Genomic DNA, 14416 nt, shown 5'->3' with positions numbered 1-14416 from the left:
TCCTGGAATATATCGGCGCCGGCGACGTGCCTGTCGCGCAGGGCTGCCACCGCCCGCTGGCGCGCCCGCTGGTGCTCGGCACCGCCGATGGCCCGAGCGGGCTCGAGGGCTCGCCCTACCTGCCGCAGGCGACGATCAAGCCGGTTGACCAGCACGCCGTCGATTTCCTGGCCGACAGACTGCGCGCCGCGCCCGAACCGATCCTGGTCGTTGCCACCGGCCCGCTCAGCAACATCGGCCTGATGATCCTCAAGCATCGCGACGTGCTGCCCAAGATCAAGGAGCTGATCTGGATGGGCGGCGTGTTCTACCGCAAAAGCGAGATCATCACGCCGACCGAGTTCAATGCGTTCTGCGACCCCGAAGCGCTGAAGATCGTTCTGGACAGCGGCGTGCCGATCCTGATGGTCGGCCTCGACGTCACCATGCAGGTGCTGGTCGAGGCGCCGCAATATGCCGAGCTCGCCACCATCGACACGCCGCTCGGCCGGCTCGTCAACGACTGGCTGCTGTTCTACGAGAAGCTGCACCGCAACTCGATGGGCGTCGGCGGCGCCATGCACGATCCCTTGGCGCTGGCGCTGGCCATCGACCCGACATTGGTGCGCACGCGCCCTGCCCATATCGGCGTCGATCTGTCCGGCACCTACGCCTTCGGCGCGACCATCGCCGATTACTGGGGCGAGCGCGGTGAAAAGGACAACGCCCGCATCGCCCATGAGGTCGATGCGGACCGCTTCTTCAAGCTGATGTTCGATCTGCTGCGGGATTGAACGGAACGCCGCAGCGCTGGCAGCGCTCCGCGATAGGAATTTTTTCTTGACTGGCTGCACTCAGCTATGGTACATTTTTGCCTATGGTGCAGATTTGCGCCAGTGACCCGCCGCACAGGCGGGTTTTTCGTTTGATGCTCCGTCAAATCTCCCGCGCGACACAGCCGCGTGAGATGACAGGGTCAGTTGAGCTGGTTGAGGATTCCAGAGCTGCTCGCGACCGTCAAACTCCTGTAGATCAGGAACGCCAGCGTACAGATCGCGGCGAGCGAGATCGGCACGCCGAATGGCACCACGCCCTTGCGGTCCAGATGCTGGACGATGAGCCGAAAAGCACCCGCGGGCAGCAGGAAGGGGTTTTTCACGATCGCCGCGGTTGCCAAGGCGAAAACCAGGAGCAGCACTGAAAACACCGCGAGGGCGCCGCCGCTGATCAGGAATGGCACGACTGCCAGCAGCTTGACGTCGCCGGCGCCGATCTTGCGCAAGGCCCAGAAGGGGAAGAGCGCGACGAACAGCAGAAGTCCGGCGAGAGCGCTCAGCCCCATGTCCCACCACGAGCCGGACTGGAGCGACAGCAGCAGCAGGCCCCCGGCGCCCAGGCAGAGCAGCAGCAGCACGTCGCGATTGGAAATCTTCTGCGTCTTGAAGTCGAGCCAGCCAATCCTTGCCAGCAGAGGGATGGCGAGCACCTTCAGCAGCAGCGCTTCGACGAGCAGCATGCTAGCGCTCGACGTTCTGCACGCTTGACGACAAAAGCTTCAGATTGTTGGCGACGGTCGGGTCGTTGGGCGCCAGTTCGTAAGCCTTGAGGAAGTTCGAACGCGCATCCTGCAGCTTGCCGCGCAGCAGGTAGGAATAGCCGACATTGTTGTAATATTCGGGCGTCGCGCCGACTAGCTTGAAGGCCTTGGCATAGGCCTTGTCGGACAAGTCGAAGCGGTGGATCCGGTCGGTGCAGGCGGCCAGTCCCATCCAGGCGTTACCATCATTGGGCGCCAGTTGCGTCGCCTTGAAGAACAGAGCGCCGGCATTGCCGTAATTTTCGGCACGGAACTGATTCTTGGCTTCGGCAACGGCCTGGTCCGAGGCATAGTATTCGACGTCGCTGACCGTTTTCAGCCCATCGAAAGCATCGCCAAAAGACGTCACGTCGCCCTTCGACGGCTCGTTGGTGCGAACGACACCGTCAGTGGCGTCCGTCTGGCAGCCGGCAAGCAAAACCGTCAACAGGCAGAACGCCGCCGCGATAGCCCTCTTCATACAGATTCCCCCAAGGGTCCCGGACCTCATATTAGAATCAGATCATACACGCAATTAGAAGATAATGCCCCTCATGCGGATGATCACCGGTAGCATGATAACCATCATAACCACAGGGAAGATACAAAGCCCCAAAGGAATCATCATCTTTACCGGTAGAGAATTGGCGCGTTCCTCCGCACTCAGAATTCTCTGGCCACGCATCTCGGCGCTATAAACACGCAAGGCATCGGTGAGGCTGGTGCCGAGTTCTTCCGATTGACGGAACAGGACAGCCAATGCCCGCGCCTCGTCAAGTCCGATGCGATCCGAGAGTTCGCGCAGCGCTTCCCGCAACGGCTTGCCAGCACGCAACTGCAGATTCATGATCGACAGCTGTATTCCCAGCCATTTGTGGGTGGCGGCCATTTCATGGCTGACGCGTTCGACTGCCCCCTCCAGGCTCATGCCGGCATCGGCGCAGGTGATCATCATGTCCATGAAGTCGGGGAAAGCCCGGCGATAGATCTGTTTCTGGCTGCTCTCGAAACGGTCGAGCAGAATGGCGGGAAGCACGATGCAGGCGAGGCCGAACACGGCAGAACCAGCAAAGGTGATGAAACCTGGCAGGTGCGGCGGCAGAACCCGTGACAGGAGTGCATACATCGCCAGAAAACCGACGCAGACCGCGGCAAGGCGGCACAGCGTATAAATCAGCGGTGCGCTTGATTGATAAAAGCCGGCGCGAAACAGCTTCGCTTCCAAAGCGTTTGGCTCATCGCGCTCTTTCTCCATCGACTTGAAGTAGGCATCGACCGGCCGTTGCGCCGCAAGCTTGGCAAGCTGGTCTTGTCCGAGCATCGATCGGCGGTCTGTAATTCCTTCGCCCATCAGGCTCTGCGCGACTAGCTTTCGTGTCTGCAGAGCCGGGAGAAAGATAAGCGCACCGAACAGGAAGAGGGACACCGCCGCCACAAAGACGGCAATGGATACCAAGAAGCCCAGGTCCTGAATGTTCGAAAACAATTTCTTTCGTCGCTCCCGGTCAAAAATCGAACGTAACCATCCGGTACATGATGAAGTCGCCAAGCAGCGCCCACAACCCAAAAATCAGGAATATCGGGAAGATGAGCGGGTTGCTCCAGACGGCTCCGTAGTAGGCCGGGGCAAGGATTTGAAGTGCGAAGAACATCACAACAGGAAACAAGGAGATGATCCACGCGGAGACGCGACCTTCGGCCGAAAGCGCCCTGATTTTCATTCGTAGTTTCTGTCGTTCACGCAGAACCGAGGAAAGATTGGCCAGAATTTCGGTCAAATTGCCGCCCGTCTTGGCCTGGATCGACAGCGATACCGATAGCAGTTGAAGACCCTCGAAGCCGACCCGCTGCGAAAGCTTTCGCACGGCCTGCTCGATGCTGAGACCAAAGGTGATCTCATCGGAGACGATGCCGAACTCGGTGCCGAGCGGATCGGGCATTTCGCGCGCGACCAGACCGATCGCGATCGAAGCCGGATGTCCGGCGCGCAGCGAACGAACGATCATGTCGAGCGCATCCGGAAGCTGTTTGGCAAATTTCCGAATTCGCTTGTTGCGGGCGCGCCGGAGGACGAGAAGCGGCAGGACAAGCCCTACGACCAGAAAGATAAGAAGCGACGCTAAGGCCGAAAAATTGAAGAATACCAGCAGCAGCGCCATCGCCAGCCCTGCGAGCAGAAATGTTGCGGCGAAGGTCAGGGGATTCCCGGTGATGCCGGACTGGGTATAGAGCCTGTTCAGCCAGACCATACCGAAAAGAAAATCGCCGGAGTCCGTGAGCCCGCGCTCTCGCAGCAATCCCTGCAACGTTTGTTCGGCCGGGACGTCGCCAGCGAGCCGCTTCAATCGGCGATTGACTGCTAGAGACCGGGAGCGGCGGCCGGCAAAGGAAAGATAAAAGGCTTCGCCGGCGAGAATGACCGAGGCTGCCGCCAGCATGTAGATGAAATAGAGCAGAGCTTGACCAGTCGGCATCAGAGGGCAACCTGCGGGTTGAAGGCGTCCTTGGCAAAATGGTGCCCCAGCGTCGCGGCCTCCGGAGCGAAGCGCGGACGAACGCCGGTGGCGCGAAAATCTCCGATGACCTTGCCCTCGGCTGTCACCTCACGGCGGACGAAATGATAGATTTCCTGGAGCTGCACGACATTACCCTCCATGCCGGTCAGTTCCGATATGGAGGTGACACGCCGGCCGCCGTCCGAAAGACGCTGTGTCTGGACGATGATGTCGATGGCGGAGGCGATCTGCGCGCGGATTGACTCATGCGTCATCGGCATGCCGGCCATGCCGACCATCTGCTCCAGCCGCGAGATCGCATCGCGCGGCGTGTTGGCATGGATTGTCGTCATTGAGCCTTCATGGCCGGTGTTCATCGCCTGCAGCATGTCGAAGGCTTCCTCGCCGCGCACCTCGCCGACGATGATGCGATCCGGCCGCATGCGAAGCGCGTTCTTCAGCAATTCGCGCTGGCGCACCTCGCCCCGACCCTCGACATTGGGCGGGCGTGTCTCCAGCCGGCCGACATGCGGCTGCTGCAATTGCAGCTCGGCCGCATCTTCGATGGTGATCAGCCGCTCCTTCGAGGGGATGTAGCTCGACAACGCATTGAGCAAGGTGGTCTTGCCGCTGCCGGTGCCGCCCGAAACCAGGATCGATTTGCGCGCCTGCACGGCGATCCGCAGCAGCTCGATCATCGGCGGCCGGATGGAATTGAAAGCCATCAAACGTTCGAGCGAATAGGGATTCTTGGAGAATTTGCGGATCGACACCAGAGGGCCGTCGACCGAGACCGGCCGCACCGCAATGTTGACGCGCGAACCGTCTTCCAGCCGCGCATCGACCATCGGCGAAGATTCATCGACACGCCTGCCGATGGCCGAAACGATCTTGTTGATGACCCGCAACAGATGCGCCTCGTCGCGGAAACGGATTGCCGTCTCTTCAATCATGCCGCGCCGCTCGATGAAGACGCGCCTGTGGGTGTTGATCATGATGTCGGTGATCGAATCGTCCTTGAGCAGCGGTTCGATCGGCCCGAGACCCAGCATCTCGTCTGCGGTGTCGCTGGTCAGTTGGTCGAGTTCGCGCGCGTTAAGGGGAACGGTGCGACCGCGCACGAACTCCCGCACGATGGGGCGGATCTCATTCAGAATCTCATCCTTGGAAGCATTTTCAAGCGCGGTCAGATTGAACCGATCGATCAAATGGCGATGCAGCTCGACCTTGAGCGTCAAGAAATCGTCGCCATGCGATTCAATATCAGCGGCTGGCGAAAGAGCCGGAGCAACAGGCTGCACCGCCAGCTGATCGGTCTTTGCCGTTACCTGCTGTTCGCCAGGCCCCTTGATGAACCGCCCCAACATAGTCGCTTATACTCCCCCTAGTCCCTCATTAGCGGAAACTAACTGTTAACCACGGGAGGCACAAGCGCCCAGGTGGCTGTCGTACCCTCAATACTTTCTACATAGTTAAGATCAGAAGCCTGTAATAACGGCCTTATTTGGTGCAGCTGCCGGTTCGTGGTCAGAGCGTCGGCATCGCTTTCCAGCCTCTTCCGATTTTGGGGCCAAAACCGCCCGGAAGACACCGATAAACCCTTAGATATAAAGGAATATGCATTATTACTAATGCTTCCTCCATCCTGCCACATCCGCGGCCAAATTGTGAACGAATGGTTAAGGCGCTTGAAAAATGAAAGGAATCAAGCTGTTGATTACATCCGGAACTGTAATATTCTTTCCGAATCATGTACATGAAAGTTAAGGAACCCTTAATCTCGTTTGACTCTGCGTTTTCTCGGGACCTAGGATCGAGATGACGGGGGATGCTTGGGTATGGATTTCATCCTTTGCTCTGTCTCGTCGGGTTCCAACCTCCAAAGGGAGAAATTGACATGAACAAGCTCATGACGATGACCCGGCAGTTCCGCGACGATGAGAACGGCGCTGCCATGGTCGAATATTCCATCCTTATCGGCATCATTGCCGTCGCCTCGATCATGACTGTCCTCGCCATCGGCGGATGGGTGAACGGCAGGTTCGCAGGCCTCTGCACCGCGCTGGAAGCCAGCAGCGTCGGCAGCTGCGTTGCCGCGACTGGGGTAGGCACCTGATTAGCTAGCGGATCTCAGGCCCGGATCAGATCCGGGCCTGAGATCACTCAGGTCACTTCGGTCGTTCTGCTGCCTTTTTGGGGTTTGGGCTATGCGCGCCAACACACTTATCATGATCGTGCTCGCCGGCGTGTTCGGGGTCCTGGCCGTGGTTCTGGTCAATATCTGGCTGGCTGGCCAGCGAAGCGCCATGGCCCAATCGGGCGCCATCCAGAGCAGCACAGTCGTCGTTGCGGCAATGCCGCTGAAGTTCGGCGATGCGCTGAGCGCGGATAAATTACGCGAAGTCGCTTGGCCTGCGGGTGCGGTTCCGGCCGGGGCGTTCAAGACAACGAAAGACCTGTTAGCTGGCGACGGCGCCAAGCAGGCACTGCAAGCGATAGGTGTCAATGAGCCGATTCTTGCTACCAAGATTACCGGCCCCGGCCAGCGCGCCACGCTTTCGGCGGTGCTCGGCGAAGGCATGAAGGCCGTGTCCATTCGCGTCAACGATGTGCTCGGTGTCGCCGGCTTCGTCTTCCCCGGCGACCGTGTCGATGTGCTGCTGACACGCACGGTGCGGGGTGATGATGGACAAGACAGGAGTTTTGTCGACGTGCTGCTGCAGAGCATGAAGGTGCTCGCCGTCGACCAGGTGGCCGACGAAAGCAAGGACAGCCCGACGGTGGTGAAGTCCGTGACGCTGGAGGCCAGCACCAGGGACGCGCAGAAGCTGACGCTGGCGGCCGGCGCCGGCCAATTGTCACTGGCGCTGCGCCAGGCCGCAGCCAGCAAGGGCGAGACGACCGAGCGGGTGACGCTTTCCGACCTGACAGGCGAAACGCCGGCAGATGTCGCCGCAAGGCAGGCCGAACTCGACAAGAAGGCTGCAGCGGAAGCTGAGGCCGCGGCCGAGCGCAAGCGAGCCGAAGACAAGCTCGCGGGATTGGCACAGGCCGTGGACCGGGTGGGAAGTCAGCTCGACCAGTTGAGCAAGGTCAAGCCGGCTCCGGCCGTCGCGGCGCCGGAAGTCGTTAAGGAAGTGGTCAAATATGTCACACCCGAACCACCGGCGCGTGCTACTGTGGGCGTTTTTCGGGGCGTGAAGCTTGAAACATACGACGTGCCGCGACAACAATAACAGAGTGCGGCGAAACGGAACGAACTGCCGCCGGCAGCAAGTGGGGGACGGGGATGCGGGGATCTTGGTTAGAGATAGCGACGGCCGCGTTGTCGTGCATGGCGGCGCTGTTGCTGTCGAGCCTGGCGGCCGGTGCGGCCGACCGCTTCATCGACGTGTCGACCCCTGCCGTCCATCGTATTTTCCTGCCAATGTCGCAATCGGTAACGATCCAGGTCAGTGCCAATCTGGGTGACATCGTCGTCGGCGACGAGAAGATAGCCGACGCGCAGCCAATGACCGACCGCACGCTTTATGTCATCGGCAAGGGCGCCGGCACCACCACCGTCAACCTCTTTTCGACGGACAAGCGCTCGCTCGGCGCACTTCAGATCGAGGTCGGCGTCGATGTCAGCGACATGGCGCAGGCGATCCGCCAGGTGGCGCCCAAGTCGCGCATCGAAGTCGGCTCGGTCAATGGCAGGGTGAGGCTTGGCGGTCATGTCAAGGACGGCGCCACACTGGCGGCTATCATGGCGGTTGCGCAGCAATATGGCCCCGACGCCGTCATCAACTCCGTCATCGTCGACGACAGCCAGCAGGTCAATCTGGAAGTGCGCGTGCTGGAAGCCAAGCGCAACACCGGCCGCGACCTCGGCGTGTCGATCAAGAGCACGAACGGCAGTGGCACGACCCGTACCGGTACCGGTGTTGCTGCCGTCGACGAGGACGGACTGGTGCTCGGGCCGGGTGGCCTGCTCAGCGGCCTCCTGTCCAACTCGGCGCCCTTCGGAGCGCTGATCACGCGCGTCATCGACAGCAACATCAAGGTCGATCTGATCATCGAGGCGCTCGAGTCCAAAGGCGCGGTGCGTATGCTCGCGAACCCCAACCTCACCACGCTTTCCGGCGAGCAGGCCAGCTTCAACGCCGGCGGCGAAGTGCCTATCCGCACCCTCGACAAAGACGGCGAGATAAGCATCGTGTACAAGCAATTCGGCGTCAATCTGCTGTTCACGCCAGTCGTACTCGACGACGGCAAGATCCATATGAGGCTGGCGCCGGAAGTCAGCGACCTGACCGGCTTCACCACCGCCGGCGACCCGATCTTCACCAACCGCAAGCTGGCAACCGTCGTCGAACTGCGCGACGGCCAGAGCTTCGCCGTCGGCGGGCTTCTTTCGAGCAAGACGACCAAGCTCCAGGACCAGGTGCCGTGGCTCGGCCAGGTGCCTGTCATCGGCACGCTGTTTCGCAGTTCGAGCAACCAGAAGGAAGAAACCGAGCTGGTGGTGATCGTCACGCCGCATATCGTGCGACCGGTGAAGCCCGGCGAGCAGCTGGCGACACCGTTCGACAAGACACGGCCCGCCAACGATCCGGAATTCTTCGTGCTCGGCCAGCTTGAAGTGACCAAGGACATGGTCCGCAAATATGAACTGGGCGAAGGCGTCACCGGCCCCTATGGCCACATGCTCGACTTCAAATCGAAGGACAAGATGCTCTATGTCAAGAAATAGCGCCTTGATCCTCATTGTGTGCGCCGGCGCGCTGTCGGGCTGCGCCGCGGACTATCTGAACCACTACGATTCGGTGACCCTGGCCGCCGGCGACACGCAGAAATTCAATTCGATGCTGCAGACGGTCGATCCGCTCAATCCGGCGTCCCGGAACACACATATCGAAGGCGACGGCTCGCGCGCTGCAGCTGTTGCCCAAGCCTACAAATATCCACCACCACCACCGCCGCCGCCGGCGATCACGGTCAATGTCGGCGGTGCAAAAACGCAGTGAACTGAATGGAAGGATGCGGAGGGCGCCGGGCATACGAGGGGTCCAGGCGCAGGAAAGCAGAGAGTAGGGTCATGTTGGGGACCATTCGTGCCTTCTGGAACGATCAGAGAGGAATAGCGCTCATCCTCGTCAGCATCACGCTGCCGGCGATCATCGGCTTTTCGCTGCTGGCGATCGACATGAGCCGGGTCAACAATTTGCACAATGATTTGCAGAAGGGCGCCGACAGCTTTGCACTTGCAGCGGCAGCCGAACTGGACGGAAGCAGCGGAGCCTGGGGGCGGGCCGAACGCGCCATGGACGTGCTTGTTCGCAATGAGAGCCAGTTCTCTACAGCAGGCCCAAGAATCCTATTGGCCGGCCAACCGGGAGGCACACAGCGATGCAATAGTGCCGAAAGTATCTCCTGGTGCTTTCTGAAAGCTATCCCTGCCGCGGACGGCACTCAGATAACAGTCGCCAACCAGGCGACTTATCTCGCGGACGCCGATCCCGCCGTGGGGGAAGGGCAAACGCGGTTCATCCAGGTGACTGTCACGCCGACTGGCTTTGATGCAATCTTCCCGGCTTCCTTTTTGTCGTCCGGCGCCAGCAACAGCTTCAACGTGGGGGCAGTCGCCGTCGCGGGCTTCACCTCTGGGGTCTGCGATTTCACGCCTGTCTTTATGTGCAACCCTTATGAGATGGTGAACGGGACCAATTCGGCGGGCGGATTTACATTGGCGCAGGCCGTTTCTGACCCGGTCGTGCATCGTCGGTTGATCGAACTGAGGAAAGTCGGTAGCGGGGCCGCCGCCGGGCCAGGTAACTTCGGCTTTTTAGAGCCCCCGTCAGGTGTGGGAAACGGCGCCCAAGCTCTTGCGCAAACCATCGCCACATCGAAGCCAATTGGCTGTTACAGTTCTGCGAGCGTCTCGACCAAGACGGGTCAGAACGCTGGCCCTGTGCAAGACGCCTTCAACGTCCGTTTTGGGATTGGAGCCGGAGGCACCTTCAATAGCCCCGAATACGGTCCTTCCGCGAATGTCCGAAAAGGGGCAAAACAGGTCAAAGGCAGCGTAAACCAATGCCCTGCCATGAACCAGCTTTCGTTCACGGAGGCTGGAACAAAGGGCCTTCCGCGCGATGCGACAACTCCCTATCAGGGGGGCCGTATGGGCGACGGAAATTGGGATTTCGCCGGCTATTGGAGCACCAACTTCGGTTCCGCTGCCTATCCATCTTCATGGGATACGACCAAACCGACGCGCTATGAGGTTTACCGTTACGAGATATCAGCCGGGTTAGTGGGCACCGCGTCGACAGGTGGAGAGCTCGGAACACCGTCGGCTGGTTGCCAACCACCTGTCACGTCGGTGGACCGGCGTCTGCTCTATGGTGCAATCCTGAACTGCAATGCACTCGAAGCTGCAGGCAAGGATTTGTCCGGGCATAGTACCGATCTGCCGGTCGAAGCCTTCGGCAGCTTCTTCCTTACGGAACCGGTCATGTCAGCGTCGGATGATGCTTCCGTGATGGTTGAACTGGTCGACATCACCGGTCACGATGGTCAGAATACGCTTGATAATTTCCTCCGCGACGAAGCCCAGCTTTACCGGTGAGGATGATGATCGCAACGCTAGGCCATCATCTCAATAGATTTCAACGCGATGGGCGCGGCACAGCGCTCGTCGAAATGGCGCTGATCGCGCCGCTGATGCTCATGTTGTCGGCAGGCGTGTTCGAGTTCGGAAATCTTATCCACGAAAAGCTGCTAATGGAGGCCGGGCTTACGGATGGTGCCCGTTTCGCCGCACGCTGCAACAGCAAGTTGTATACCGATGCCGGGCTGGCGGCAATCGACTGTGCGGGCGTTGCAACAAACATCGCGGTATTCGGCAACGCGACTGGAACGCCACCCGCGCGTCTCATCGGCTGGAAGAAATCGGATGTCACGGTGACCTTGAACAACAAATGCCAAGAGGCCGTGGTGGCCGGCGTGACCAAGTATCGCTCCACGACGACACAAGTCTGCGTCGTCCGCGCGGTCGGCACCTACCCATACACCGGGATCGGGATGCTCTCGATCATCGACGTCGGCCCGATTATCCTCGGCGGCCTTCACGAGGAGCGGCTAATCCGGTTCTGATCATGATGAGGAGCTTCGCAAAATCCGAGGACGGCGCGGCGATGGTGGAGATGGCGATCGTAACGACTCTGCTGTTTACGCTTGTGCTCGGCTTCGTCGATTTCGGTTATGCGCTGTATCAATGGAACGCGGCGACAAAAGCCGTTCAGCTCGGCGCCCGTCTGGCGTCGATCTCCGATCCGGTTGCAACCGCGCTTGCGACAGCCGGGCCGACGACGACACCGGGCGCTCCGGTGGTGGCGGCCGCCTATGGCCCATTCGTCTGTACATATACCTCTGGGACCGGAGGTTGCACCAACGGCGGCGCCTTCAACGCCGCCAATTTCAGCCGGATCTTTCGCGGCGACACAGCGGTTACCAACGACGACGCCTGTCCTGCTTTGGCGGCAAATCAGCGGCCCGGCATGTGCCATTTCTTTCCGCGCCTGCACCGCGACAACATAGTGGTCACCTACAGCGCCACAGGCCTTGGCTATCAGACCCGGTTGGGGGGGCCGGTGCCGACAATCACCGTTAGCCTGAAGACTATCGACTTCGAGTTCTTCTTTCTGGGCGGACTGCTTGGGTTCGACAATCTCACAATGCCCTCCATGCTGAGCACGGTCACGGGCGAAGATCTGAAGAGTACCGCGTCATGAATGCCATCAACACCAAGGTTACGCCGACCAAGCGCAAGCAGGTGGCGCTGTTTTCGTCGGACCCGAATTTCAAGCGCGATGTGGCGACGCGGCTCGATGCGCTGGCGATCTATGATATCAGGGTTTCCGAGACGAGCGACTTCCTCAAGGGGCCGCCCGCGGAGACGCGCCCAGGCATCGTCATCCTCGATCTCGGCAATGGCGAGCTGCTCGGCAGGGCCGGCATCGTCGAGGCGCGCGCGCTGTGGGCCAGCGTGCCGCTGATCGCGGTTTCCGACGAGCTGAGCTCGGAGCAGACGCGCGTTTTGGTACGCATGAACGCCTCGGACTGGCTGCACAAGCCGCTCGACGGCAAGGAGCTGCTCAATGCGGTGACCTTCCACGACACCGGCAACCAGGGAACGAAGAGCCGGATCATCACCTTCATCAGCGCCAGCGGCGGCGCCGGCGCCACGACGCTGGCGCTGTCCGCGGCCGAATTCCTGGCTTCGAAATCAGCTGAGCGCGCGGCGTCCACCTGTCTCGTCGACCTGGATTTCCAGAGCGCCAATTGCGGCGCCTATCTCAATCTGTTCAACCAGTTCGACCTTGCCGGCATCATCGGCCAGCCGGAGCGGCTCGATGTCGAGCTGATGGACGTCATCAAGCTGTCGCGCCCGTCCGGCCTCACCCTCTACGCGTTCGAGCGGCCGCAACTGCCGTTCGAGCCGCATGGCAGCGATTTCGTCTTCCGGCTGCTCGACCTGGTCGCCTACCGCTTCGACGACATCGTCATCGACCTGCCCAATCTCGAAACGCCCTGGCACAATTCCGTGCTGTCGACGAGCGACGAGATTTTCATCGTCTTCGAACTCAATGTCGCGTCGCTGCGGCAAGGCAAGCGGCTCTACAAGAAAATCCGCGAGCTGCGCGGCAATGCGGTCAGCATCACGCTGGTCGCCAACAAGCACAAGCGCAAATGGTTCGGGAACCATTTTTCGCGCAGCGAGCTCGAAAAGATCTTCAAGGCGCCGCACATCAAGTCGGTCGCGCTCGACAACGCGCTTCTGACCGATGCGCTGAACCGGGCCATCCCGCCTTCCGAAGTGGATGGGCGGGCGCGCTTCAACAAGGATCTGAAGCGGATGTTCAAAGAGCGGCTCGATGACGCTGCCCGATAGAAATCGGATCGCCCCGAAGCTCGCCGGCGCCTGCGTGCTCGGCATGGCGCTGGCGCTGTCCGTCCACGACTTCGCCCAGGCGCGATCGGCGCTTTCGGAGCGGCCGCCGCTGCCGGCGATGGGGCCCAGCCTGCGCAAGGCCGTTGCCTTCGCAACCGCCGAGCAGCCGGGCACGATCGTCATCCGCAAGGACGAGAAGGCGCTTTACCTGGTGACCCGCCAGGGCCAGGCGCTGCGCTACCAGATCAGCGTCGGACGCGACGGGTTCGGCTGGACCGGCACCGTCAAGGTCGGGGCGAAGACCGAATGGCCGGAGTGGCGCCCGCCGCAGGAAATGCGCGCCCGCCAGCCGGAGCTGCCGAAAATGGTGCCCGCCGGCCCCTACAACCCGCTCGGCGCAAGGGCGCTCTACCTGTCGCGGGACGGGCGCGACACGCTCTACCGCATACACGGCACCAACGACCCGTCGGGTGTCGGCTTCGACGGGACATCGGGCTGTTTTCGACTCACCAACACGGATGTGATCGATCTTTTCAAACGCGTCGCGGTCGGCGCAAAGGTGGTGGTCCAATGACGATGATCAGCGAACCGGACATGCCGGCGATCGATATCGGAAACCAGGAACAGCGCGAACCGGTTGCCACCGAGAAATTCAGCAAGGCAAAGACGATCGGCGTCATCGTCGCCGGTGGCGCGCTTCTGATCACCGCAATCAACATGGCGGCCGCGGTCTATCTCTATCGGGGCATGAGCGACCTGCGCTTCGTCGAAGCGCGGCTGGAGCAGCTCGGCGCGTTCGAGCAGCGGATCGCGGCCCGGCTCGACACGGTCAACAACGGTTTTCAGAGCCGGTTCGAGAAACTGGACAGCCAGTTGCAAGGCAGCTTCAACGAGATCGATGCCGGCATTGCCCGGCTGGGGCAGACTATGCCGGTTGCTGGCGGCGAGGCCATGCCGGGTGCGGAAGAACCGTCCGAGATCGCCACCAGCACGCTGGCACAAGCGCCCGAAGCCCTCGACGGCGAGAGCGCGAGCGAGCCCGGCGTCATCGAGGCGCCCGCACCCAGGAAGAGAATCGCGTCGGCCTCGCCCCCTGCCCCAAGCTCCAACTACCAGCGCATCCAGCAGCCCGACGGCAAGGTCTATTACCGCCGGATCAACTAGACGCCATTGCTCTAGAGATCGCGCTGCAGCGCCAGGATGCGGATGGCCCGGACGGACCGCTCCCGCGCCTCAGTGAGGAAGGCGATGTGGCAGTAGGCACAGGCCACGATGCCAAAAAGCAGCACCAGGCTGTTCTTCAAGGTGAAATCGACGGCCAGCGAATACGGAAGACCCTTGGGCGAGGTGAATTCGGCAATCGTGCTGGCCGTTTCCGAATGGCTGCCGACGGCGATCATCAGGCCAGCGAAAATCAGGGCGACATGGTTG

The 14416-nt window shown here is 60.9% G+C and carries 16 protein-coding genes and 1 pseudogene; 11 read left to right on the top strand and 6 right to left on the bottom strand.

The window, feature by feature from the left end:
* The coding region (locus EN749_RS16950; RefSeq protein ID WP_128363574.1) for a nucleoside hydrolase at window positions 1-773 on the top strand (773 nt) is incomplete at its 5' end.
* Between the two features lie 182 nt (window positions 774-955).
* On the opposite strand, the gene EN749_RS16945 is transcribed toward EN749_RS16950, so the two are convergent.
* The 5 genes from EN749_RS16945 to EN749_RS16925 are packed head-to-tail and all read right to left on the bottom strand — an operon-like array spanning window position 956 to window position 5417.
* Window positions 956-1495, bottom strand: a complete 540-nt coding sequence (locus tag EN749_RS16945; RefSeq protein ID WP_128363573.1) for a prepilin peptidase — start codon at window positions 1493-1495, stop codon at window positions 956-958.
* A 1-nt stretch (window position 1496) separates the two neighbouring features.
* The gene (locus EN749_RS16940; protein WP_128287470.1) at window positions 1497-2036 is read right to left on the bottom strand and encodes a tetratricopeptide repeat protein; all 540 of its coding nucleotides are present in this window, start codon (window positions 2034-2036) and stop codon (window positions 1497-1499) included.
* 54 nt (window positions 2037-2090) lie between these two features.
* The gene (locus EN749_RS16935) at window positions 2091-3041 is read right to left on the bottom strand and encodes a type II secretion system F family protein (RefSeq protein WP_128287469.1); all 951 of its coding nucleotides are present in this window, start codon (window positions 3039-3041) and stop codon (window positions 2091-2093) included.
* 19 nt (window positions 3042-3060) lie between these two features.
* The gene (locus EN749_RS16930) at window positions 3061-3993 is read right to left on the bottom strand and encodes a type II secretion system F family protein (RefSeq protein WP_245486497.1); all 933 of its coding nucleotides are present in this window, start codon (window positions 3991-3993) and stop codon (window positions 3061-3063) included.
* A 35-nt stretch (window positions 3994-4028) separates the two neighbouring features.
* The gene (locus EN749_RS16925) at window positions 4029-5417 is read right to left on the bottom strand and encodes a CpaF family protein (RefSeq protein ID WP_127807804.1); all 1389 of its coding nucleotides are present in this window, start codon (window positions 5415-5417) and stop codon (window positions 4029-4031) included.
* 530 nt (window positions 5418-5947) lie between these two features.
* Between EN749_RS16925 and EN749_RS16920 the strand changes: the two genes are divergently transcribed.
* The 10 genes from EN749_RS16920 to EN749_RS16875 all read left to right on the top strand — a co-directional run bounded on the left by EN749_RS16920 (window position 5948) and on the right by EN749_RS16875 (window position 14149).
* Window positions 5948-6166 carry a Flp family type IVb pilin gene (locus EN749_RS16920; RefSeq protein WP_127807805.1) on the top strand — a complete coding sequence of 73 codons (219 nt, stop codon included), beginning with the start codon at window positions 5948-5950 and terminating at the stop codon, window positions 6164-6166.
* 91 nt (window positions 6167-6257) lie between these two features.
* Entirely contained in the window at window positions 6258-7286 is a 1029-nt protein-coding gene (gene cpaB, locus EN749_RS16915) for a Flp pilus assembly protein CpaB (RefSeq protein ID WP_127807806.1), read from the top strand.
* A 53-nt stretch (window positions 7287-7339) separates the two neighbouring features.
* Window positions 7340-8785: a type II and III secretion system protein family protein gene (locus EN749_RS16910; protein WP_128363572.1), complete on the top strand. Its 1446-nt coding sequence runs from the start codon at window positions 7340-7342 to the stop codon at window positions 8783-8785.
* Between the two features lie 4 nt (window positions 8786-8789).
* The gene (locus EN749_RS16905) at window positions 8790-9059 is read left to right on the top strand and encodes a hypothetical protein (protein WP_245481786.1); all 270 of its coding nucleotides are present in this window, start codon (window positions 8790-8792) and stop codon (window positions 9057-9059) included.
* 71 nt (window positions 9060-9130) lie between these two features.
* Window positions 9131-10660 carry a pilus assembly protein TadG-related protein gene (locus EN749_RS16900; protein WP_127807809.1) on the top strand — a complete coding sequence of 510 codons (1530 nt, stop codon included), beginning with the start codon at window positions 9131-9133 and terminating at the stop codon, window positions 10658-10660.
* A gap of 5 nt (window positions 10661-10665) precedes the next feature.
* On the top strand, window positions 10666-11187 hold the full coding sequence (locus tag EN749_RS16895) for a TadE/TadG family type IV pilus assembly protein (protein WP_245486494.1): 522 nt from the start codon (window positions 10666-10668) through the stop codon (window positions 11185-11187).
* A 2-nt stretch (window positions 11188-11189) separates the two neighbouring features.
* Window positions 11190-11825 carry a TadE/TadG family type IV pilus assembly protein gene (locus tag EN749_RS16890; RefSeq protein ID WP_127807811.1) on the top strand — a complete coding sequence of 212 codons (636 nt, stop codon included), beginning with the start codon at window positions 11190-11192 and terminating at the stop codon, window positions 11823-11825.
* Window positions 11822-12985: an AAA family ATPase gene (locus EN749_RS16885; RefSeq protein ID WP_128363571.1), complete on the top strand. Its 1164-nt coding sequence runs from the start codon at window positions 11822-11824 to the stop codon at window positions 12983-12985. Before EN749_RS16890 ends, EN749_RS16885 begins: the two co-directional genes overlap by 4 nt.
* The gene (locus tag EN749_RS16880) at window positions 12969-13559 is read left to right on the top strand and encodes a L,D-transpeptidase (protein WP_128363570.1); all 591 of its coding nucleotides are present in this window, start codon (window positions 12969-12971) and stop codon (window positions 13557-13559) included. The genes EN749_RS16885 and EN749_RS16880 overlap by 17 nt, the downstream gene beginning before the upstream one ends.
* The gene (locus tag EN749_RS16875; RefSeq protein ID WP_128363569.1) at window positions 13556-14149 is read left to right on the top strand and encodes a hypothetical protein; all 594 of its coding nucleotides are present in this window, start codon (window positions 13556-13558) and stop codon (window positions 14147-14149) included. The genes EN749_RS16880 and EN749_RS16875 overlap by 4 nt, the downstream gene beginning before the upstream one ends.
* 11 nt (window positions 14150-14160) lie before the next feature.
* On the opposite strand, the pseudogene EN749_RS16870 reads toward EN749_RS16875, so the two are convergent.
* Window positions 14161-14416: pseudogene (locus EN749_RS16870) on the bottom strand (hypothetical protein); the annotation flags it as partial.

It is taken from the genome of Mesorhizobium sp. M7A.F.Ca.ET.027.02.1.1 (assembly GCF_004022985.1).
Lineage (GTDB): Bacteria > Pseudomonadota > Alphaproteobacteria > Rhizobiales > Rhizobiaceae > Mesorhizobium.
This window is presented reverse-complemented; position numbering and strand designations above follow the sequence as displayed.

Excerpts from the sequence above, each read along its gene's own strand:
- EN749_RS16945 (WP_128363573.1), bottom strand. The coding sequence starts at position 1,495 with ATGCTGCTCGTCGAAGCGCTGCTGCTGAAGGTGCTCGCCATCCCTCTG.
- EN749_RS16940 (WP_128287470.1), bottom strand. The coding sequence starts at position 2,036 with ATGAAGAGGGCTATCGCGGCGGCGTTCTGCCTGTTGACGGTTTTGCTT.
- EN749_RS16930 (WP_245486497.1), bottom strand. The coding sequence starts at position 3,993 with ATGCTGGCGGCAGCCTCGGTCATTCTCGCCGGCGAAGCCTTTTATCTT.
- EN749_RS16925 (WP_127807804.1), bottom strand. The coding sequence starts at position 5,417 with ATGTTGGGGCGGTTCATCAAGGGGCCTGGCGAACAGCAGGTAACGGCA.
- EN749_RS16920 (WP_127807805.1), top strand. The coding sequence starts at position 5,948 with ATGAACAAGCTCATGACGATGACCCGGCAGTTCCGCGACGATGAGAAC.
- cpaB (WP_127807806.1), top strand. The coding sequence starts at position 6,258 with ATGCGCGCCAACACACTTATCATGATCGTGCTCGCCGGCGTGTTCGGG.
- EN749_RS16910 (WP_128363572.1), top strand. The coding sequence starts at position 7,340 with ATGCGGGGATCTTGGTTAGAGATAGCGACGGCCGCGTTGTCGTGCATG.
- EN749_RS16900 (WP_127807809.1), top strand. The coding sequence starts at position 9,131 with ATGTTGGGGACCATTCGTGCCTTCTGGAACGATCAGAGAGGAATAGCG.
- EN749_RS16895 (WP_245486494.1), top strand. The coding sequence starts at position 10,666 with ATGATCGCAACGCTAGGCCATCATCTCAATAGATTTCAACGCGATGGG.
- EN749_RS16890 (WP_127807811.1), top strand. The coding sequence starts at position 11,190 with ATGATGAGGAGCTTCGCAAAATCCGAGGACGGCGCGGCGATGGTGGAG.
- EN749_RS16885 (WP_128363571.1), top strand. The coding sequence starts at position 11,822 with ATGAATGCCATCAACACCAAGGTTACGCCGACCAAGCGCAAGCAGGTG.
- EN749_RS16880 (WP_128363570.1), top strand. The coding sequence starts at position 12,969 with ATGACGCTGCCCGATAGAAATCGGATCGCCCCGAAGCTCGCCGGCGCC.
- EN749_RS16875 (WP_128363569.1), top strand. The coding sequence starts at position 13,556 with ATGACGATGATCAGCGAACCGGACATGCCGGCGATCGATATCGGAAAC.